The organism is Flavobacterium gillisiae, assembly GCF_900107635.1.
GTDB classification, from domain to species: Bacteria; Bacteroidota; Bacteroidia; order Flavobacteriales; family Flavobacteriaceae; genus Flavobacterium; species Flavobacterium gillisiae.
This window is the reverse complement of the sequence record NZ_FNRD01000009.1, coordinates 77,935-97,698: the sequence shown is the minus strand read 5'-3', so window position 1 is coordinate 97,698 and position 19,764 is coordinate 77,935. Positions and strand designations below refer to the sequence as shown.

The window sequence follows — 19,764 nt, the reverse complement described above, 5'->3', positions numbered from 1 at the left end:
CTTTAAAATCATTATAAATAAGAGCGAAAAGGTTGTAGTTGCAGTCAATTTGCATTATTTTTGTGATATTCTTAAAACAAATTATTAAATCTTATGGCAAAATCTGCATTATTGAAGTCGTCGATAGCTAAAAAAGTGGCTATGGCGCTTTCAGGAATTTTTTTAATGCTGTTTCTAGCACAGCACTTTTTCATTAATATGACTTCGGTGTTTAGTCCGGACACATTCAATTCAATTTCTCATTTTATGGGAAATAATCCTTTAGTACAATTTGTAATTCAGCCAATTTTAATAGTAGGAGTGATCTTTCACTTTATTATGGGGTTTGTTTTAGATTTCAAAAATAGAAGTGCAAGACCAATTGCTTATGCAAAAAACAATGGTGCTGCAAACTCTTCTTGGGCATCTAGAAACATGATTATTACTGGTTCAGTTATTTTGGCTTTTTTAGGTTTACACTTTTATGACTTCTGGTTTCCAGAAATGGTTTATAAATATGTAGCTTTTAATCCATTGGATGAAACAAGATATTTTCATGAATTAGCAGAGAAGTTTGAAAGTCCAGTACGTACAGCATTGTATTGTATTTCATTTGTATTGTTATCACTACACTTGAAGCACGGATTCAGTTCTTCTTTCCAATCGGTTGGTTTCAATAATAAATATTCAAAAGGATTGAAAAATTTCGGATTAGCATTTGCTTTCGTTGTTCCTTTCGGGTTTATTTTTATTGCATTATTTCATCATTTCAATCATTAATATTCAATTATAATGGCATTAGATTCAAAAATTCCAAGCGGTTCGGTTTCGGACAAATGGACAAATTATAAAGATCATATTAATTTAGTGAACCCTGCTAACAAACGTAATTTAGATATTATCGTTGTTGGAACAGGATTAGCTGGAGGTTCAGCTGCTGCAACATTAGCAGAATTAGGATATAACGTAAAAGCTTTTTGTTTTCAAGATTCACCTCGTCGTGCGCACTCTATTGCGGCACAAGGAGGAATCAATGCAGCAAAAAATTATCAAGGAGATGGAGATTCTGTTTTCAGATTGTTTTATGACACTGTAAAAGGAGGAGATTACCGCGCTCGTGAAGCAAACGTACACCGTCTTGCAGAAGTTTCTACAAATATTATTGACCAGTGTGTGGCTCAAGGGGTGCCATTGGCACGTGAATACGGAGGTTTATTAGACAACCGTTCTTTTGGAGGTGCTCTAGTTTCTAGAACTTTTTATGCTAGAGGGCAAACAGGGCAACAATTATTGTTGGGTGCTTACTCTGCTATGAACCGTCAAATAGGTCGTGGAAAAATAAAAATGCACAATCGTCACGAGATGCTAGATTTAGTAATCGTAAACGGAAAGGCAAGAGGAATTATCGCTCGTAACTTGATTACTGGTGAAATTGAAAGACATTCGGCTCACGCAGTAGTTATTGCTTCTGGAGGATACGGAAACGTTTTTTTCTTGTCAACAAATGCAATGGGGTCTAATGCTACTGCAGCTTGGAAAATCCATAAAAAAGGAGCGTTTTTCGCAAATCCTTGTTACACACAAATTCACCCAACATGTATTCCAGTTTCTGGAGATCACCAATCAAAATTAACTTTGATGTCGGAGTCTTTACGTAATGACGGACGTATCTGGGTTCCTGCAAAAATCGAAGATGCTGTAGCAATTCGTGAGGGAAAGAAAAAAGCAATTGATTTATCAGAAGCGGAAAGAGATTATTACCTAGAAAGAAGATACCCCGCATTTGGTAACTTAGTTCCTAGAGATGTAGCTTCTCGTGCTGCTAAAGAAAGATGTGATGCTGGTTTTGGAGTAAATAAAACAGGTGAAGCAGTTTATCTTGACTTTGCTGCAGCGATACAACGTTACGGAAAAGAGCAAGCCTTTTTAAAAGGAATTGATGCTACTGATAAACAAGCAGTAACTAAATTAGGAACTGAGGTTGTAAAAAATAAATACGGGAATTTATTCCAAATGTATTATAAAATTGTAGATGAAGATCCTTATACTTCTCCTATGATGATTTACCCAGCGGTACATTACACAATGGGTGGAACATGGGTTGATTATAACTTAATGACTACAATTCCAGGATGTTTCTCTATTGGAGAATCAAACTTCTCAGATCACGGAGCAAACAGACTTGGGGCTTCTGCATTGATGCAAGGTTTAGCTGATGGGTACTTTGTATTGCCATACACAATTGGTGATTATTTGTCTCCAGATATTAAAATGGGAACGATTCCTACTGATTCTCCAGAATTTGAAGCTGCAGAAAAAGGGGTTAAAGACCAAATTGAGAAATTCATGAACAATAACGGAACACATTCTGTTGACTATTTCCACAGGAAATTAGGGAAAATTATGTGGGATAAAGTTGGTATGGCTCGTAATGCTCAAGGATTGAACGAAGCAATTAATGAAATAGCTGCTTTGCGTGAAGAGTTTTACAAAGATGTTAAAGTACCGGGAACAGATAAAGGATTCAATCAAGAATTAGAAAAAGCGACTCGTGTTGCTGATTTCTTAGAATTAGGAGAATTGTTTGCTAAAGATGCTTTGCATCGTAACGAATCTTGTGGAGGTCACTTCAGAGAAGAATATCAAACTGAAGATGGTGAAGCAAAACGTGATGACGAAAATTTCGCATACGTTGCCGCTTGGGAATACAAAGGAAAACCAAGTGACGCTGTTTTACATAAAGAAGACTTGGTATTTGATGCCGTTAAACTTGTTCAAAGAAATTACAAATAGCAATTAGTCACTAGGTAAAAGCGGTAAAGTCAATTGACTTGCGGCTTTTAACTGTAGACCTTCAAACTAAAACAGTATGAAACTTACATTAAAAATATGGCGTCAGAAAAACGCCCAAGATAAAGGAGCAATGGTTGATTATAAAATCGACGGAATTGAGCCAGATATGTCATTCCTTGAAATGCTTGACGTATTTAATGAAGATTTAATGAGTAAAGGTGGCGAGCCAGTAGCATTTGATCACGATTGTCGCGAAGGAATTTGCGGAATGTGTTCTTTGTACATCAATGGTGAAGCACACGGACCAGATAGAGGAGTAACCACTTGTCAATTGCACATGCGTATGTTCAAGGATGGAGATACTATTACTATTGAGCCTTTCCGTGCAGCTGCGTTCCCAGTGGTAAAAGATTTAGTGGTAAACCGTAGTGCTTTTGATAGAATCCAACACGCAGGAGGATTTATATCAGTAAATACTTCAGGAAACACGATCGATGCAAATACAATTCCTATCAACAAGAAAGATGCTGATGAAGCATTTGATGCAGCAACATGTATTGGTTGTGGAGCTTGTGTAGCTTCTTGTAAAAACTCATCGGCTATGTTATTTGTAGCAGCTAAAGTTTCTCAATATGCATTATTGCCTCAAGGTAGAATTGAAGCAACGGATCGTGTATTAAACATGGTGAGCCAAATGGATGCTGAAGGTTTTGGTAACTGTACTAACACTGGAGCATGTGAGGTTGAATGTCCTAAAGGAATTTCTTTAGAGAACATCGCTCGTATGAACAGAGAGTACATGTCAGCAAGCTTAAAAGGATAATCCTATTTGTCATTCTGACGTAAGGAAAAATCTAAAAACGCATTCATTAATTTGGATGCGTTTTTTTTTGTACTGCATTTTTTTGTAAATTTAAACAAAAAATGATCAAGCAACTTTGTTTTAGGATACAGGATTTGGGAATAGAATTAATTTTTTTTACAATGCTTTTGTTATTTACAAGTTCGTTTTTAACAGCGCAAGAAAAGGGGATTTATTTGGAAAATAGGAGTAAGAACAAAACCATCTTCCTTCCTCAAAATAAAAAGATAAAAATCACAACTTCTGAAGGAAAGAAGTTGGCCGGAAATTACACTATAGTAGATGATAAGTCTATTTTGATTAAGAATCAATTGATTTCTTTGAGTTCGGTTGTGGCAATTAAAAAATATTCTACCTATTCAGCAATCACCGCTACTGCTGGTATCGCAGTAGGGTCACTGTTTACTGTAGTGGGTGCTGCAGGTATTATTGCAGGGGGGTATGGTTTTATTGCGAGTCCGTTGGCCCCTATTGGGTTAGCGATGGTTTTAATTCCCGTGCTATCCAATAAACATAAAAGGGAAAAGTGGGAGTACAAAATTGTAAATTAAAAATAGATTACAATAGTATTAGTTTCAATTATTTGAATTCCTAAGAAAAATATATTTTACGTCATGAAGGTAGCGTTAATTCAGTCATCCATCGTATGGGAAAACCCAGAAGCAAACAGAGCGTATTTCGAAGAAAAAATCAATGCAATTGCTGAAGATGTAAAACTAATTGTACTTCCCGAAATGTTTACTACGGGCTTTACAATGGATCCCGCAAAAGTTGCGGAGACTATGCAAGGCGAAACGGTATCGTGGCTACAGACTTTGGCGAAAGCCAAAAATGCTGCAATAACAGGGAGTGTAGTAATTGAAGATAACTCCAATTTTTATAACCGAATGTTATTTGTATTTCCATCAGGTGAAATACAACATTATGATAAAAGACATTTGTTTACACTCGCCGGGGAAGACAAAGTCTATACAATGGGAAATCAAAAATTAATTGTTGATTATTTAGGTTGGAAAATCTGTCTTCTTGTGTGTTATGACTTGCGTTTCCCCGTTTTCTCTCGTAACGTCGAGAACTACGACTTATTAATTTATGTAGCGAGTTGGCCTAAAACCCGAATTAAAGCTTGGGATACCTTGCTTGCGGCCCGTGCCATAGAGAATATGAGTTATACTATTGGTGTCAATAGAATAGGTGTAGATAATAATGGTTATGAATATGTAGGTCACTCACAGGTTGTTGATGGCTTAGGAGAATATTTAGTAGCGCCAGTGGAATCAGAAGCTATTTTTATTACAAGCTTAGACCAATCAAAATTAATTGATGTTCGAAAAAAATTAAACTTTTTAAACGACAGAGATTCTTTTGAAATAAAATATTAAAATAGTTTTGATTGACAATTGTTCGCTATTGTACTAGAACCCTCGCTTTTTTTCGGAATTTATTTTTTCCGTCTTCTTTTTTGGTTCCGGAGTATATGGAATGCTAACATCAAATGCTTGGTCGACATCCCAGTTCGCGCGAATGTCAATATCTTTAGAAAAATAAACAACCTCTTCAGAATATCTTTTTTCTAAAAAATTTCCGGAATCATACACTTTATTTTTGTTCTCATCATAAATAATACGAAGTGTAAATAATGCTGGTTCCAATAAATTAAAGTCAACTGTGGTGGCGTTTTCGCTATATTCTGAAGCGATGATATCTCCTTTGCTGTTGGTCAATTCGACGATGACAGGAAACTTTTTTACATTTTGAAGTTGTACCCTAAGATTACCGTAATCTGCGGTGCTTTTCGTGTTCAATTTAAAGGATAAAGAATCATTTGACATCTCAAAAAAGTCAGTGAGAGCGCCTGGTAAAAGCGTTATATTGTAATTTTCTGAAGGTTCTTTCTTGAAGTCGAAATAGATTTTCTGGTTAAAATCGTCATACTCAGTCGTAAAAGCTACTGCGACAGAATCTTTGTTGACCAACTTTATTTTTGAATTGTCAAAATGAACTAACGGAGTTGTCGATGTTAAAGTAAAACGATCTCTAAAATTTAAAGTGCCGTTTTGAAGTGCTGTAATATTTAACGTATCTTTTTTCTGTTCCTTAATTTTCAAGGCGAAATCATTTTTGTAGTTGTCTTTGGTGACAATTAGAGCTAAAGAGTCCGTTTTGATAGGTTTGTACCAAATCTGAAGCGAGTCTTTTTTAGGAAACTGATTTACAATCGTTGAAACGATATCTGCTTTGTCTTTCAAGGCTATTTTTGGTCTTGAGTTGATCGATTTTATATTTCCTTCGTAACCCATTAACAAGCGATTTCCGGATGCTTGTACTGGTTTAAAAGCTTTGAATGGCAGTGTCTCTTTGAATAACTCCAATTCGTAAACGGTGTCATTGGGAACGGTAATAAAATGCTTGATAAATCCAATCTTTTCATTCTTTGGGTCAAACTTATTATTGTTGTTTTGGTCTTTCAATGCTACTAACAGGTATTTTCCAGCTTTTAAATTTTCCAAACGGAACGTTTTTAAACTGTCCAATGTATTTGTGATATATCGTGGATTATCAGTATAGATAATGGAATCTTTGTAGGAGTCATTGACCTCATAAAGCATTACGGAAACAAAAGGTTCGGCTTCTATAGCGTAGGCATCTTTTATTCTGCCACCTATAGCCAGTGAATCAATATAGTTACCGGTTGAAAAAACATATTTAAACTGATTGAATGGATTCCCCTCGTTGTTGTCAGCGATGCTTTGGCCAAAGTTGAAGCTATAAGTTGTGTTAGCTTGTAGGGTATCTTTTATTTTTATCGAAAGGGTTTTAGTTGCTGATGTAGGCGAAATTATTGGTTCGTATTTCATGGGAGGTGAAATAACCAATTGCTTGTTTAGGTTTTTGAGTTTTATGTTTTCGTCAAAGACTAATTTAATTTCATTTCCCTTAAAGTTCGTATTGAAATTTTCGGGGAAGCTTACTTTTAGTACGGGTCCAAGCGTGTCTTTTAAGCCACCTGTAATAGTTCCTCTTTTTGCGCAACTCACTAGAAACACAAGAAGTAGTAGGGAAATATATCTTAAATTGTTTTTCAACATATCAAATTAGTATTAGAACGTACAAAATAACAATTATAATTAATGGAATTGAAGCTTTTTATAAAATTATTATGGGTATTCCGTTGGGTTTACTTTTGTTGTGCTTCCGATGCTTTTTAGTTTTTAATGTTTAATTTTACATACCGTTAAAGCGCGCAGTTGTAAAAGTTTTATAGTTCGGCTTTCGGCTTTGAGATTAATTAATACGTAGAATATTTATACAATGAGAAAAATAGAACACATAGGAATAGCAGTTAAGGATTTAGAAGTTTCAAATTTATTGTTCGAAAAGCTTTTTGGAGCTCCAGCTTATAAATTTGAGGAAGTCGAAAGTGAAGGTGTTACGACTTCTTTTTTTCAAAACGGACCCAATAAAATTGAACTTTTGGCAGCAACCAATCCGGAGAGCCCTATTGCGAAGTTTTTAGAAAAGAAAGGAGAAGGGATTCATCACATCGCTTTTGATGTAGAAAATATAGAGGAAGAAATTATCAGACTGAAAAAAGAAGGTTTTGTTGTCTTGAATGAAATTCCTAAAAAAGGAGCCGATAATAAGTTGGTAGTCTTCTTACATCCCAAAAGTACCAATGGCGTTCTGATAGAATTGTGTCAAGAGATAAAATAATTTAAATGTAGATTGTTTTATAAATCTAATAATCAGGGGTTTTCTGTTTTTATTTTTTTATTTAGTGAGTTTAACCAAAAACTAGGTTAAAAATATTTGGAGCAAACGAAAAATAGTAGTAATATTGCAAACTCTAAACCGGTCCTATAGCTCAGCTGGTTAGAGCACCTGACTCATAATCAGGTGGTCCCTGGTTCGAGCCCAGGTGGGACCACAAAAAACCCCTCAAAATTATTTATTTTGAGGGGTTTTGTTTTTAGGTAATAAATGGGATTTTATCTAAAAAAAGGTATCTTTATGTAGTAATAGCTATTTTTATGAAAGTATATTTTAACGGATGTGACGGTGATTTGCGTTAAATATTAATAATAAATGGCTTAGATAGCTTTTTTTAATCAATTGATTTACTATTTTTGGAAATTATGAAGGTAGTGTCAGATAAATTTTTCCTTTTACTTGTTTTCCTTTTGGGGACGATGCATGCCTTGGCTGGTAATGCTGACGGTCCTCCCGCTCCTAGCCCTACTGGGAAGCATAAGCCGCCTCCTCCTCCCGGATTGGCTATTGATGAGAACATCATGATTTTAGTGGTGATTGCACTGCTATTTGGAATTTATATAATCTATAGACATAGATTAAAAACAAAAACCCCAATTTAAATTGGGGTTTTTGTTTTTAATATCGGGGTTGTTTATCTATTCCTTACTGTATAATCGAGAAACATATTTCCCAATCACATCAAACTCGAGGTTAATTTTTGTGCCTATTTTGAAGCTGTTGAAATTAGTGTGTTCGTATGTGTAGGGTATTATTGCTACGCTGAATTGATTTTTTTTTGAGTTTACTACAGTCAGGCTTACTCCATTTACGGTAATTGAACCTTTTTCGATGGTAAGGTTGTTTAGTGCTTGATCATATTCAAATGTATAATGCCAGCTGCCGTTGGTTTCATTAGCTTCAATGCATACGCCTATTTGGTCGACGTGTCCTTGTACGATATGGCCGTCAAGTCGGTCTCCTAGCTTCATGGCTCTCTCCAGGTTTACGCGGTCGCCAATTGCCCAGTCTCCTAAGTTTGTTTTTTTGATTGTTTCGTCAATAGCGGTAACGGTGTATGAGGTATCTTTCAGTGCGACTACGGTTAGGCAGATTCCATTGTGTGCAACGCTTTGGTCAATTTTGAGTTCTGCTGTAATTGAAGAGTCCACTGTAATGTGAATGTTGTCTTTCTCTTTTTTTATTTCTTGGATAGTGCCAAGGGTTTCTATGATTCCTGTAAACATTTCTTGTTTTATTTTACTAAATTTGCACTTCAAAATTAGTAATAAATAACTAGAGGTAATGATGAAAAAAGCAGAAAATATAATTGTTGGAATTTCAATAGGAGATTTAAACGGTATTGGAAGCGAGGTTGTTCTTAAAACTTTTGAGGATTCTCGAATGTTAGAGCTGTGTACTCCTGTTATTTTTGCCAATGTGAAGATAATGTCATTCATAAAGAAGAATTTAGATTCAACGGTTGCGCTTCATGGAATTGACAAATTAGATCAAATTCTTCCTGGAAAGATTAATGTTTTGAATCTTTGGAGAGAAGGAGTGGATTTGAATCTAGGGGTTAATGATGATAAGGTTGGTGAATATGCGGTAAAATCATTTATCGCGGCTACAAATGCTTTAAAAGAAGGATTGGTAGATGTTTTAGTGACTGCGCCGATTAATAAATACAACATTCAATCAGAGGAGTTTAAGTTTCCTGGTCATACGGATTATTTAAATCAGGAGTTGGAAGGAAATGCATTGATGTTGATGGTTCAGGGTAGTTTAAGAGTAGGTTTGTTAACGGATCATATTCCGGTTAGCGAAGTGGCGTCAAGACTTACGGAAGAGCTGATTAAAGAAAAAATTGAAACGGTTAGAAAATCGTTGATTCAGGATTTTAGTATCAATAAGCCAAAGATTGCTGTTTTAGGATTAAATCCTCATTGTGGTGACGGTGGTGTGATAGGTAAAGAAGATGATGCGGTGTTGAAACCAACATTGAAAAAAATATTCGACAAAGGAACGTTGGTATTTGGTCCTTTTGCGGCTGATGGATTTTTTGGAAGTGGGCAATACGAGAAATATGATGCGATAATCGCAACGTATCATGATCAAGGGTTAATACCTTTTAAAACATTGTCTTTTGGTAAAGGAGTTAATTATACCGCGGGTTTGAACAAAATCAGAACTTCTCCGGACCATGGTACTGCTTATGATATTGCGGGAAAAGGGGTTGCGGATTATAACTCTTTTAAGGAAGCGGTTTATCTTGCTTTAGATATTTATCGCTCCAGAATTCAATATGCAGAAATCAGTGAAAAACCACTAAAAGTTAGGGAAAAGCAACACTAAATAAAAAAAGATAAATAACGTTATTAGATTTGTAATAATTTTATATCTTTGCACTCCCGAAGTTTGGGGCAAAATTTTGTTGAAATGAATAAGACTAAACAATATTTAATTCCATTTGTGGGATTAAAGCTAGGAAAACATCATTTTGAATATCAAATAAGTAATGCGTTCTTTGAAATCTTTGATTATGATGAATTTGAAAATTCAAACATCAAAGTAAATGTAGTTTTAGAGAAGAAAAGCACGATGCTAGAATTGATTTTCAAGCACGAAGGGACAGTAAATGTACCTTGTGATCTAACGAGTGAAGATTTTGATTTGCCAATAGAAGGGCAAATGAAATTAATAGTTCGTTTTGGTGATGTATATAACAATGATAATGAGGAATTGCTGATTCTGCCATTTGGAGAATTTGAGATAGATGTTGCTCAGTATATATATGAAATGATTGCGCTTTCTGTACCTTTAAGACGGGTTCATCCAGGTGTACAAGACGGAAGTTTAAAAACGGAAGCTCTTGAAAGGCTAAAGGAATTGGTTCTGGAAGAACATAAGGAAGAGAATGAAGAACAGGTTGAAGAAGATACAATACAAGATAAAGAAGAGAATATTGACCCGCGTTGGGACAAATTAAAGCAACTATTAACGGATAAATAATATAGTAAAATGGCACATCCTAAGAGAAAAATCTCCAAAACAAGAAGAGATAAGAGAAGAACACATTATAAAGCTACTGTAGCACAAATCGCTACTTGCCCAATTACGGGTGAAGCGCATTTATACCACAGAGCCTACTGGCATGAAGGGAAAATGTATTACAGAGGGCAAGTTGTTATAGATAAGTCTGTAGCTGTTGCTTAATGCATTTTTTTTTTAAATGATATTGGAACTCTCACATCGTGAGAGTTTTTTTGTTGTTTATAATTTTCATTAAATAAGAAGTCCTAAAACAAGAGGTTTAGATATTTTTTTGTAATTTTCAACTCTTTTAATCGTTTTTTCAGATGTCATTATTTGAAAAAAAATATTCAAATACCATGAATACAATTACAGCCGCAATAACCGCTGTTGGAGCCTATGTTCCTGACTTTGTACTTTCAAACAAAGTTCTGGAAACTATGGTCGATACAAATGACGAGTGGATCACTTCTCGAACAGGAATTAAAGAAAGAAGAATTCTAAAAGACGCAGACAAAGGAACGTCGTATTTAGCCATAAAAGCAGCGCAAGATTTAATTGCCAAGGCAAATATCGATCCTTTAGAAATAGATTTATTGATTATGGCAACCGCTACACCTGATATGCCAGTGGCGTCTACAGGGGCTTATGTTGCAACTGAAATTGGAGCTACAAACGCTTTTGGTTTTGATCTACAAGCAGCGTGTTCCAGTTTTCTATACGGAATGTCTGTTGCGTCAGCATACATTCAATCTGGAAAATATAAAAAAGTACTGTTAATCGGTGCTGATAAAATGTCTTCTATTGTAGACTATACAGACCGATCTACTTGTATAATTTTTGGAGATGGAGCAGGTGCTGTATTATTCGAACCAAATTATGAGGGATTAGGATTACAGGATGAGTACTTAAGAAGTGACGGTGTAGGTCGTGATTTTTTAAAGATTGATGCTGGAGGATCTTTACATCCTACTTCTCTTAAAACAATAGAAGAGAATAGACACAATATTGTACAAGACGGTAAAACTGTTTTTAAATATGCAGTGACTAACATGGCTGACGCTAGTGAATTAATTTTGAAAAGAAATAATTTAACTAATGAAGATGTTGACTGGTTAGTGCCGCATCAAGCTAATAAAAGAATTATTGACGCCACTGCAAGTAGAATGAACTTAGAAGAATCTAAGGTATTGATGAATATTGAAAGATATGGCAATACTACTTCAGCTACATTGCCTTTAGTCCTAAGTGACTTTGAAGATAAATTCAAAAAAGGAGATACAGTGATCTTTGCCGCTTTTGGTGGAGGATTCACATGGGGATCTGTTTATTTAAAATGGGCATACGACAAAAAATAAATTTAAACTAAAAACAAATAATTATGGATTTAAAAGAAATTCAGAACCTAATCAAATTTGTAGCAAATTCAGGAGTTGCAGAAGTTAAATTGGAAATGGATGATGTTAAAATCACCATTAGAACAACTATAGAAGGCAGTGCAACTGAGACTACGTATGTACAACAATTACCTGCTCACAATCAACTTCAGCAAGGAATGCCTATTCAAAATGTTGCGCCAGTTGCAGCTGTTGTAGAAGCTCCTGTTGTAGAAGAAAACAAGTATATCACTATAAAATCTCCAATTATTGGAACTTTTTATAGAAAGCCATCTCCAGACAAACCTATGTTTGTTGAAGTAGGTACCACTATTGGAAAAGGAGATGTTCTTTGTGTAATTGAAGCAATGAAATTATTTAACGAAATTGAATCTGAAATTTCTGGTAAAATTGTAAAAATATTGGTTGACGATATGTCACCAGTAGAATTTGACCAACCTTTATTCTTAGTAGATCCATCATAACATTTTTAAATCCCAATATTTAAAATTCCAAATTCCGATTCAGGAGATTTGGAATTTTAAGTATGTTATTTAAATTTTAAATTTAAAAAAGATGTTTAAAAAAATATTAATTGCAAATAGAGGGGAAATTGCGCTTCGCGTAATTCGAACTTGTAAAGAAATGGGCATTAAAACGGTGGCTGTTTATTCTACTGCTGATGTAGAAAGTTTACACGTAAGGTTTGCTGATGAAGCTGTTTGCATAGGACCACCTCCAAGTAATTTGTCCTATTTGAAAATGTCAAATATTATTGCCGCTGCAGAAATTACTAATGCAGATGCAATACATCCGGGATATGGGTTTCTTTCTGAAAATTCAAAATTTTCAAAAATATGTCAGGAACACGGGATTAAATTTATTGGAGCTTCTCCAGAAATGATAGACAGAATGGGCGATAAAGCATCTGCAAAAGCCACAATGATTGAAGCGGGCGTGCCAGTTGTTCCCGGTTCAGTAGGTATTCTAGAGTCATTCGAACAAGCTCAGGAATTAGCACGATCTTTTGGTTACCCAGTAATGCTGAAAGCAACCGCTGGTGGTGGTGGAAAAGGAATGCGTGCAGTTTGGAAAGAAGAAGAATTACTTAAAGCATGGGACGGTGCCCGTCAGGAATCTGCCGCTGCTTTTGGGAATGACGGAATGTATCTTGAAAAACTAATTGAAGAACCTCGTCATATCGAAATCCAAGTTATTGGTGATTCATATGGAAAAGCATGTCACCTTTCTGAAAGGGACTGTTCAGTACAAAGACGCCATCAAAAATTGACCGAAGAAACTCCTTCTCCATTTATGACAGACGAATTGCGTTTGAAAATGGGTGAAGCAGCAGTAAAAGCAGCTGAATACATCAAGTATGAAGGTGCGGGAACGGTAGAGTTTTTGGTTGATAAACACCGTAATTTCTATTTCATGGAAATGAATACTCGTATTCAGGTGGAGCACCCAATTACAGAACAGGTTATTGATTATGACTTGATTCGTGAGCAAATTTTAGTAGCTGCTGGAGTGCCTATTTCAGGTAAAAACTATTTGCCTCAGTTGCACGCCATCGAATGTCGTATTAATGCTGAAGATCCTTATAATGATTTTAGACCTTCTCCAGGAAAAATAACGACACTTCATATGCCAGGAGGACACGGAGTTCGATTAGATACTCATGTGTATTCAGGATATACAATTCCGCCTAATTATGACTCTATGATCGCTAAGTTAATTACTACTGCTCAAACTAGAGAAGAAGCGATTAGCAAAATGAGAAGAGCATTAGATGAATTTGTAATTGAAGGAATTAAAACTACAATACCTTTTCACAGACAATTAATGGATGATCCTCGTTATATAGCTGGGGATTATACTACTGCTTTTATGGATACGTTCAAAATGATCGCTCCAGAATAAAAAGCATATATAAAAGCAAAAAACCTCACTTTTCAGTGAGGTTTTTTTATGTCCGCTTGTAAATCTATAAGGTTTCTTTCAGCCATTTGAAGAATTCTTTTTGCCAAACTTGGGCATTCTGTGGTTTCAGAACCCAGTGATTTTCTTCTGGGAAATACAGAAACCTACTTTTTATACCACGAAGTTGCGCAGCTTGAAAAGCTTCTTGACCTTGTCCTATTGGAACTCTAAAATCTTTTCCTCCTTGAATAATTAAAATTGGAGTATTCCATTTTTCTACTAAATTAATAGGGTTGAATGTAGTATAGGTTTTTTGAGCTGTAGCATTATCTTTTTCCCAATATGGTCCGCCAAAATCCCAGTTGCTAAAGAAAACTTCCTCGGTCGTGCCAAACATACTTTGTGTATTGAAAACACCATCATGAGCAATGAAAGTTTTAAATCGGTTGTTGTGTATTCCAGCTAAATAAAATGCCGAATAGCCACCATAACTTGCCCCGACGCAACCTAAACGAGTTTTGTCTACATAACTTTCTTTAGATACATCATCAATAGCCGAAAGGTAATCGTCCATTACCTGTCCGCCCCAGTCTTTACTGATTTGCTCATTCCATTCTACTCCATGTCCTGGCATTCCACGACGATTGGGAGCCACAACTATATAGCCATTGGCAGCCATCAACTGAAAATTCCAACGGAAAGAATAGAATTGTGTCAGCGCACTTTGCGGACCTCCTTGGCAATATAAAAGTGTTGGATATTTTTTTGTAGCATCAAAATTTGGAGGTAAAATTACCCATACTAACATTTTCTTGCCGTCTGTTGTGGTTACATATCTTCTTTCTGTTTTGCTTAACGCCAATGAATCGTAAATTGCTGAATTTACATTGGTGATTTGTTTCCAAGTGTTTTTCTTTAGATCGAAAGAAAAAATCTCCGAAGCATGGTTCATATCTGCTCTTGTAACAATAATACTATTACCCGAAAATCCAATCAAGTCGTTTACATCAAAATCTCCTTTTGTAATTTGTTGCACATTTATTGCAATTCTAGTCATTCCAGGAAAATTCACTTCAAATAGTTGTTTTGTTCCATCAATTGCAGCAGTAAAATAGACTTTGCTACCATCTTTGCTCCAAAGAAAACTATCAACAGTACCGTCCCAATTAGCGGTAAGATTCATTTTTATGCCTTTAAAATCAACAATGATGTCGTTTTTATCGGCTTCATAGCCTTCGCGTTTCATTTGTAACCAAGTCAGGTTTCCAGACGGAGAAAATTGAGGCGCGACATCATATCCTAGGTTGTCTTCCGTTTTATTAGTAGTCAATCCAGTCTCTAAGCTGTATTCATAAATATTGGTATTTGTAGAAATAGCATACTGTGTTCCCGCCTTTTTCTTACTTACGTATAGAATTTTTTTACTATCTGGAGACCAGATGTAATCTTCATCTCCGCCGAAAGGCTTTTGTGGACTGTCAAAATTTTCTTTGCCCATGATGTCAGTTCCCACTGCTCCGTCTGTGTTTTCTTTGTAAAGGACATGGTTGAATTTCCCTTCGTTCCAAGTGTCCCAGTGGCGGTAGTCTAGGCCATCGTAGATTTGTACTTCAGATTTTTCTAGGTCAGGATAGAAATCTTTCCCAAGAATATTGCTGATTTTTACCTCTTCGTTATAGACAAGGTATTTGCCGTCAGGCGAAATATTTTTATCTTTTACTAAAGTTTTTGTTTCTTTAACTTCAGTTGGAGTTCCACCATTTATAGGAATGATGTAGAATTTTGAACTAGACTTGTTTTCTTCAATAGAAGGGGTAGTTACTTTATAAACTACATTTTTAGTATCTTTAGAAATGCCTAAGGAGCTCACTCGTCCCAGTTTCCATAGGATTTCTGGCGACATTACGTTTTGGGCCATTGCGCTTAAACTCATCATTGTTAAGGTTGTAAGAAGTATTTTTTTCATAAAAAGAACGGTATAATTTAGGCTTCTAAATTACGACAATAATCTAAAAACAATCAGAGGATTATGTTAAGTCTTTTCAATAATCATTATGGTAAAAAAGGGTGTTTCATACCCGTTTACAAAACTAAAAATATTATTTTTATAAAAATTTTTCAGATGCAACTAAGTTATTGGGAATTAAAAAACTGGTTTACTAAGGTAGATTATACGGTAGTAGGTAGCGGAATTGTTGGGCTACATGCTGCTTTACGCTTGCGCGAAAAATACCCGGATAGTAAAATACTAGTACTGGAAAAAGGAATGTTACCTCATGGAGCGAGCACTAAGAATGCTGGTTTTGCGTGCTTTGGAAGTATTTCTGAAATTATTGATGATTTAAAATCCCATTCGGAGGAAGAAGTTTTTCAACTGGTTACAAAAAGGTGGGAAGGACTTCGATTGTTACGCAAGCGTCTTGGCGATGAAGCGATTGATTTTAAACCTTTCGGAGGGTATGAGTTATTTTTAAAGGAAGATGAAAGTTGCTATGCAGACTGCATGAATAAATTACCGTTCATAAATGAGATTTTAAAACCTCTTTTTAGATCGGATGTATTTGCTAAAGAAATAGATCGTTTTGGATTTAATGGTATTCGAGAACATTTGATTTTCAATCCGTTTGAGGCTCAAATTGATACTGGAAATATGATGCAGGAGTTGTTGAAACAAGCAGTGTCAAATAATATATTGATTTTGAATCAGCAGACGGTTACTGCATTTTTAGAAAAAGGAAACGATGTTGAAGTGGTATTGAATGATTTTAGTTTTAGATCAAAGAAAGTATTATTTGCTACAAACGGTTTTGCAAATGGATTAACTGGGGGAGCAGTAAAGCCTGCGAGAGCTCAGGTGTTAATAACGGAGCCAATTGAAAATCTTGATATTAAAGGAACTTTTCATTTGGATCGTGGGTATTATTATTTTAGAAACATTGGAGACCGAATCTTGCTAGGTGGCGGTCGGAATTTAGATTTTGATACCGAAAACACCACAGAGTTTGCACAAACAGAAATTGTACAAAATAAGTTGGAGCAATTATTAAAAGAAGTAATTTTACCCAATCAAAAATTTGAGATTGCCCATCGTTGGAGCGGAATCATGGGTATTGGTAATAGCAAGAATCCTATTGTTTCACAATTGTCTGAAAATGTCTATTGTGGCGTGAGACTTGGAGGAATGGGAGTAGCGATTGGAAGTTTAATAGGAACAGAATTAGCAGATTTAGTATAATGGCAACAAAAATAACTCGAAAAAAACCGATTAAAAAACCGGTAAAAAAAGAATCCAGCAATTTTATGAATATACTAAGTCGTTTCTTGTTTAAAGCAGTCTTGTGGTTCTTTGGAATTTCCTTGTTTTTTGTGGTGCTTTATAAATTTGTTCCCGTTCCGTTTACACCTTTGATGCTGATACGTACTGTGGAAAACATCTCTGATAAAAAAGAAAATTCATTTAGTCACGATTGGGAGCCTATTGAGAATATTTCTGTCAACTTACAGAAAGCCGTTATTGCTAGTGAAGATGGAAGTTTTCTTGTTCATAATGGATTTGATTTCAAGGCGATGCAAAAAGCGTACAAGGGTAATGAGCGAGGTCGAAAAATAAAAGGAGGAAGTACTATATCGCAACAAACTGCCAAAAACGTATTTCTATGGCAGGGACGTAGTTATTTCAGGAAAGGATTAGAAGCGTATTTTACGGTTCTTATAGAATTTATCTGGGGTAAAGAGCGCATCATGGAAGTGTATCTAAATAGTATCGAAATGGGAAATGGCGTGTATGGTGCTCAAGCTGCGGCTGAACATTGGTATAGAAAAGATGCCAAAGATTTAACACCAATTCAAGCTGCTGGAATAGCGGCGATTTTACCTAATCCTAGAAAGTTCACAGCAACTAGTTCGTCATCATACATTAATAATAGAAAGACAAAAATTATGCGAGTGATGCGAACGGTAGGGAAAATCAAATACTAGAACGTGCCAAAAAAGACTTATATTATTTTCTTATTTATGGCAACTACTATTGTTTTAGGACAAAGTAGGACAAGAGAAATAGGTCTGATAACGGAAAACGATTTGTATACCTCTTCTAAGAACGATAAGTATTACACCAATGGTATGGAGATTTTTTATCGCTTTTTAACAAAGAATGACGATGAGAAAGTAAATAAAAAGATTGTCGAAATTAGAATTGGTCAATACATTTTTAATCCGAAATTTATAAATAAGGGAGCTGTAGCGGTAATTGACCGACCTTTTGCAGGCTATCTTTTTGGAGGGTTAGAAAAAGGATTGTTTTTTCATAATGAAACGGTTTTTAAAGGGGGAATCGAATTGGGTTTTGTGGGGCCAAATTCTTTTGCAGAAGAAACGCAAAAAAGATTTCATAAATTTTTCAGTTATAAAGGAGTCTACGGCTGGGAGACCCAAGTTAGTAATGCGCTAGCAATACAGAGTCATTTTTTGTTTTCCAGTAAATTACTTCCTAAACTAAATAGTGATAAAGTCGATTTTCATTTTCAATCAGAAGCCGATTTGGGGACTATTTTCACAGGCATATCCGCTGGTTTTTTAACCCGTATTGGATTCAAAAAATTAGTGCCTATTTATGATTCTAATTTATACGGAGCCTCCGTTTTTCGTAAACCTGAGAAAATAGTGCAAGAGTTTTATTTTTACATTGCTCCCAGTATCAAATATCAGATGTATGATGCTACAATAGAAGGAAGTCTTTTCAATGATAATAGCCCAATAACTTTTGATTTAATTCCCGTTCGTTTCAATGGTGAGGCTGGTTTTAAATACCGAAAAAACAATCTAAATTTATCCTACGTCTTTGTGTACAGAAGTAAAGAACTACATAATGAAATCAATACAGGATATTTTTACGGATCGATAGGAGTTTCTTATTTGTTGCGATAACGTGCTGATGCTATCATTCGTATCGAGTTCTGTTAATTTAGAAAAATAAAAGTCAAGTATATAGTACAGTAATCCTTTTAAGAAGTATCAAATGCCGATAGAAAACATACCAGAGATTTATTTCCAAAAAAAGGATACGCCTCGAGATATATTTGTTTATGATTTTAAAATGACAAGCGATGTAGTAAAAAGCAAAGTCAATTTAAGCATGAATATGTTTAGTTTTTTACAAGTGGGTAAGAAGCAAGTTCATTTTGCAAATACCTCTATGGCGGTCAACAGTAAGCAATCTTTACTGCTTAAAAAAGGAAATTGGCTTTGGACAGAATTACTCGACACGGAAGCTATTTATTTTTGTAAGCTTTTCTTTTTTTCAGAGAAAAAACTAACCGAATTTTTAAGTAAATACACCAATGATGCGAAGCCTTACAAGGAAGAGGTGCCGTATTTTGTAATTGAAAATGATGATTATATCGCTTCCTTTATAAACTCTCTTTCGTCTGACACCTTTTTAAATCACAGTTACAGTGAGGCTTTGCTGGTTTTAAAATTTGAAGAAATCATGCTGTATTTATTAAATAAATACGGCAATGAGTTTGAATATTATTTACATTCCTTAATCTCAAAAGAGGTTTCGCCTTTCAAAAATATTGTAGAAAGTAATGTGCACTCTAATTTGAAACTGGAAGAAATCGCCTTTTTATGTAATATGAGTCTATCGACTTTCAAACGTCATTTTACTTCGGAGTATAATGAAGCTCCCGGCAAATGGCTGCAAGAAAAGCGCCTTCAAAAAGCAAAAGAATTGCTGCAAGCTGGAGAATTAAAAGCTTCAGATATTTATTTAGATATTGGATATAACAACCTGTCTAACTTTAGTATAGCCTTTAAAAATAAGTTTGGAATTAGTCCAACTGATTTGTAGAAGTAATTATAAAATAACATAAAACGCTTAAAAACAATTGGTTATTAGTTTTTAGACCCTTATTTATTTTAACGAAAACAACATTGAACGTTTTTCATAAGTTATTGAACTGAATCAATAACTTGATAAGTGAACTGCTGCCATAAATTTGCAGTGTAATTAATAAGAAGCAATTTTTAAGAATTACATCTAAAAAT

Annotated in this window: 20 protein-coding genes and 1 tRNA gene; 18 read left to right on the top strand and 3 right to left on the bottom strand. The window is 35.1% G+C overall.

The features are described 5' to 3' along the window. Positions 1-93: 93 nt before the first annotated feature. The 5 genes from BLV35_RS13135 to BLV35_RS13115 all read left to right on the top strand — a co-directional run bounded on the left by BLV35_RS13135 (position 94) and on the right by BLV35_RS13115 (position 5,016). A complete protein-coding gene (locus BLV35_RS13135) occupies positions 94-759 on the top strand; it encodes a succinate dehydrogenase cytochrome b subunit (protein WP_091090993.1) in 666 nt (221 codons plus the stop codon). A 12-nt stretch (positions 760-771) separates the two neighbouring features. Further along, the gene (locus BLV35_RS13130; protein ID WP_091090990.1) at positions 772-2,772 is read left to right on the top strand and encodes a fumarate reductase/succinate dehydrogenase flavoprotein subunit; all 2,001 of its coding nucleotides are present in this window, start codon (positions 772-774) and stop codon (positions 2,770-2,772) included. 76 nt (positions 2,773-2,848) lie between these two features. After that, the gene (locus BLV35_RS13125) at positions 2,849-3,595 is read left to right on the top strand and encodes a succinate dehydrogenase/fumarate reductase iron-sulfur subunit (protein ID WP_091090987.1); all 747 of its coding nucleotides are present in this window, start codon (positions 2,849-2,851) and stop codon (positions 3,593-3,595) included. Between the two features lie 161 nt (positions 3,596-3,756). Next, a complete protein-coding gene (locus BLV35_RS13120; protein WP_143031862.1) occupies positions 3,757-4,185 on the top strand; it encodes a hypothetical protein in 429 nt (142 codons plus the stop codon). 63 nt (positions 4,186-4,248) lie between these two features. After that, on the top strand, positions 4,249-5,016 hold the full coding sequence (locus tag BLV35_RS13115) for an amidohydrolase (protein WP_091090983.1): 768 nt from the start codon (positions 4,249-4,251) through the stop codon (positions 5,014-5,016). A gap of 33 nt (positions 5,017-5,049) precedes the next feature. Here the strand turns inward: BLV35_RS13115 and BLV35_RS13110 are convergent, their stop codons facing one another. After that, positions 5,050-6,723 (bottom strand): Ig-like domain-containing domain, encoded by a 1,674-nt coding sequence (locus BLV35_RS13110; protein WP_091090980.1) that lies wholly within the window; start codon positions 6,721-6,723, stop codon positions 5,050-5,052. A 223-nt stretch (positions 6,724-6,946) separates the two neighbouring features. Between BLV35_RS13110 and mce the strand changes: the two genes are divergently transcribed. From mce to BLV35_RS13095, 3 genes are all read left to right on the top strand, one after another. Continuing rightward, the gene (gene mce, locus BLV35_RS13105) at positions 6,947-7,348 is read left to right on the top strand and encodes a methylmalonyl-CoA epimerase (RefSeq protein ID WP_091090978.1); all 402 of its coding nucleotides are present in this window, start codon (positions 6,947-6,949) and stop codon (positions 7,346-7,348) included. 140 nt (positions 7,349-7,488) lie between these two features. After that, positions 7,489-7,562 (top strand) — tRNA-Ile (locus BLV35_RS13100). Positions 7,563-7,770: 208 nt separating this feature from the next. Further along, positions 7,771-8,007 carry a hypothetical protein gene (locus BLV35_RS13095; protein ID WP_091090975.1) on the top strand — a complete coding sequence of 79 codons (237 nt, stop codon included), beginning with the start codon at positions 7,771-7,773 and terminating at the stop codon, positions 8,005-8,007. Between the two features lie 36 nt (positions 8,008-8,043). On the opposite strand, the gene BLV35_RS13090 is transcribed toward BLV35_RS13095, so the two are convergent. Continuing rightward, on the bottom strand, positions 8,044-8,631 hold the full coding sequence (locus BLV35_RS13090; RefSeq protein ID WP_091090972.1) for a riboflavin synthase: 588 nt from the start codon (positions 8,629-8,631) through the stop codon (positions 8,044-8,046). A gap of 58 nt (positions 8,632-8,689) precedes the next feature. Here BLV35_RS13090 and pdxA point away from each other — a divergent pair, with 58 nt between their 5' ends. The 6 genes from pdxA (at position 8,690) to accC (ending at position 13,716) form a co-directional block, all read left to right on the top strand. Beyond that, positions 8,690-9,739 carry a 4-hydroxythreonine-4-phosphate dehydrogenase PdxA gene (gene pdxA, locus BLV35_RS13085; RefSeq protein WP_091090969.1) on the top strand — a complete coding sequence of 350 codons (1,050 nt, stop codon included), beginning with the start codon at positions 8,690-8,692 and terminating at the stop codon, positions 9,737-9,739. 84 nt (positions 9,740-9,823) lie between these two features. Then, on the top strand, positions 9,824-10,396 hold the full coding sequence (locus BLV35_RS13080) for a YceD family protein (protein WP_091090965.1): 573 nt from the start codon (positions 9,824-9,826) through the stop codon (positions 10,394-10,396). 9 nt (positions 10,397-10,405) lie between these two features. Further along, complete coding sequence (gene rpmF, locus BLV35_RS13075) at positions 10,406-10,600, top strand: 50S ribosomal protein L32 (protein ID WP_007137315.1); 195 nt, start codon at positions 10,406-10,408, stop codon at positions 10,598-10,600. A gap of 176 nt (positions 10,601-10,776) precedes the next feature. Further along, complete coding sequence (locus tag BLV35_RS13070; protein ID WP_091091331.1) at positions 10,777-11,775, top strand: beta-ketoacyl-ACP synthase III; 999 nt, start codon at positions 10,777-10,779, stop codon at positions 11,773-11,775. 23 nt (positions 11,776-11,798) lie between these two features. Next, positions 11,799-12,278 (top strand): acetyl-CoA carboxylase biotin carboxyl carrier protein, encoded by a 480-nt coding sequence (gene accB, locus BLV35_RS13065; protein ID WP_091090962.1) that lies wholly within the window; start codon positions 11,799-11,801, stop codon positions 12,276-12,278. Between the two features lie 91 nt (positions 12,279-12,369). After that, on the top strand, positions 12,370-13,716 hold the full coding sequence (gene accC, locus BLV35_RS13060; RefSeq protein ID WP_091090959.1) for an acetyl-CoA carboxylase biotin carboxylase subunit: 1,347 nt from the start codon (positions 12,370-12,372) through the stop codon (positions 13,714-13,716). A gap of 64 nt (positions 13,717-13,780) precedes the next feature. Here the strand turns inward: accC and BLV35_RS13055 are convergent, their stop codons facing one another. Beyond that, the gene (locus tag BLV35_RS13055) at positions 13,781-15,682 is read right to left on the bottom strand and encodes a S9 family peptidase (protein WP_091090955.1); all 1,902 of its coding nucleotides are present in this window, start codon (positions 15,680-15,682) and stop codon (positions 13,781-13,783) included. A gap of 156 nt (positions 15,683-15,838) precedes the next feature. On the opposite strand from BLV35_RS13055, the gene BLV35_RS13050 reads away from it, so the two are divergent. The 4 genes from BLV35_RS13050 to BLV35_RS13035 all read left to right on the top strand — a co-directional run bounded on the left by BLV35_RS13050 (position 15,839) and on the right by BLV35_RS13035 (position 19,567). Beyond that, complete coding sequence (locus tag BLV35_RS13050; protein ID WP_091091328.1) at positions 15,839-16,951, top strand: NAD(P)/FAD-dependent oxidoreductase; 1,113 nt, start codon at positions 15,839-15,841, stop codon at positions 16,949-16,951. Then, positions 16,951-17,694 (top strand): monofunctional biosynthetic peptidoglycan transglycosylase, encoded by a 744-nt coding sequence (gene mtgA, locus BLV35_RS13045; RefSeq protein WP_091090951.1) that lies wholly within the window; start codon positions 16,951-16,953, stop codon positions 17,692-17,694. Before BLV35_RS13050 ends, mtgA begins: the two co-directional genes overlap by 1 nt. Positions 17,695-17,730: 36 nt before the next feature. Then, positions 17,731-18,642, top strand: a complete 912-nt coding sequence (locus BLV35_RS13040) for a lipid A deacylase LpxR family protein (RefSeq protein ID WP_091090949.1) — start codon at positions 17,731-17,733, stop codon at positions 18,640-18,642. A gap of 91 nt (positions 18,643-18,733) precedes the next feature. Continuing rightward, on the top strand, positions 18,734-19,567 hold the full coding sequence (locus BLV35_RS13035) for a helix-turn-helix domain-containing protein (protein WP_091090946.1): 834 nt from the start codon (positions 18,734-18,736) through the stop codon (positions 19,565-19,567). Positions 19,568-19,764 lie beyond the last annotated feature (197 nt).

What these genes read in the sequence shown, in the direction of transcription:
- BLV35_RS13110 (WP_091090980.1), bottom strand. Translation starts at nt 6,723, where the DNA reads ATGTTGAAAAACAATTTAAGATATATTTCCCTACTACTTCTTGTGTTT.
- rpmF (WP_007137315.1), top strand. Translation starts at nt 10,406, where the DNA reads ATGGCACATCCTAAGAGAAAAATCTCCAAAACAAGAAGAGATAAGAGA.
- mtgA (WP_091090951.1), top strand. Translation starts at nt 16,951, where the DNA reads ATGGCAACAAAAATAACTCGAAAAAAACCGATTAAAAAACCGGTAAAA.
- BLV35_RS13130 (WP_091090990.1), top strand. Translation starts at nt 772, where the DNA reads ATGGCATTAGATTCAAAAATTCCAAGCGGTTCGGTTTCGGACAAATGG.
- BLV35_RS13125 (WP_091090987.1), top strand. Translation starts at nt 2,849, where the DNA reads ATGAAACTTACATTAAAAATATGGCGTCAGAAAAACGCCCAAGATAAA.
- BLV35_RS13040 (WP_091090949.1), top strand. Translation starts at nt 17,731, where the DNA reads ATGGCAACTACTATTGTTTTAGGACAAAGTAGGACAAGAGAAATAGGT.
- BLV35_RS13090 (WP_091090972.1), bottom strand. Translation starts at nt 8,631, where the DNA reads ATGTTTACAGGAATCATAGAAACCCTTGGCACTATCCAAGAAATAAAA.
- BLV35_RS13115 (WP_091090983.1), top strand. Translation starts at nt 4,249, where the DNA reads ATGAAGGTAGCGTTAATTCAGTCATCCATCGTATGGGAAAACCCAGAA.
- BLV35_RS13095 (WP_091090975.1), top strand. Translation starts at nt 7,771, where the DNA reads ATGAAGGTAGTGTCAGATAAATTTTTCCTTTTACTTGTTTTCCTTTTG.
- accB (WP_091090962.1), top strand. Translation starts at nt 11,799, where the DNA reads ATGGATTTAAAAGAAATTCAGAACCTAATCAAATTTGTAGCAAATTCA.
- mce (WP_091090978.1), top strand. Translation starts at nt 6,947, where the DNA reads ATGAGAAAAATAGAACACATAGGAATAGCAGTTAAGGATTTAGAAGTT.
- BLV35_RS13035 (WP_091090946.1), top strand. Translation starts at nt 18,734, where the DNA reads ATGCCGATAGAAAACATACCAGAGATTTATTTCCAAAAAAAGGATACG.
- BLV35_RS13080 (WP_091090965.1), top strand. Translation starts at nt 9,824, where the DNA reads ATGAATAAGACTAAACAATATTTAATTCCATTTGTGGGATTAAAGCTA.
- accC (WP_091090959.1), top strand. Translation starts at nt 12,370, where the DNA reads ATGTTTAAAAAAATATTAATTGCAAATAGAGGGGAAATTGCGCTTCGC.
- BLV35_RS13050 (WP_091091328.1), top strand. Translation starts at nt 15,839, where the DNA reads ATGCAACTAAGTTATTGGGAATTAAAAAACTGGTTTACTAAGGTAGAT.
- BLV35_RS13120 (WP_143031862.1), top strand. Translation starts at nt 3,757, where the DNA reads ATGCTTTTGTTATTTACAAGTTCGTTTTTAACAGCGCAAGAAAAGGGG.
- BLV35_RS13055 (WP_091090955.1), bottom strand. Translation starts at nt 15,682, where the DNA reads ATGAAAAAAATACTTCTTACAACCTTAACAATGATGAGTTTAAGCGCA.
- BLV35_RS13070 (WP_091091331.1), top strand. Translation starts at nt 10,777, where the DNA reads ATGAATACAATTACAGCCGCAATAACCGCTGTTGGAGCCTATGTTCCT.
- BLV35_RS13135 (WP_091090993.1), top strand. Translation starts at nt 94, where the DNA reads ATGGCAAAATCTGCATTATTGAAGTCGTCGATAGCTAAAAAAGTGGCT.
- pdxA (WP_091090969.1), top strand. Translation starts at nt 8,690, where the DNA reads ATGATGAAAAAAGCAGAAAATATAATTGTTGGAATTTCAATAGGAGAT.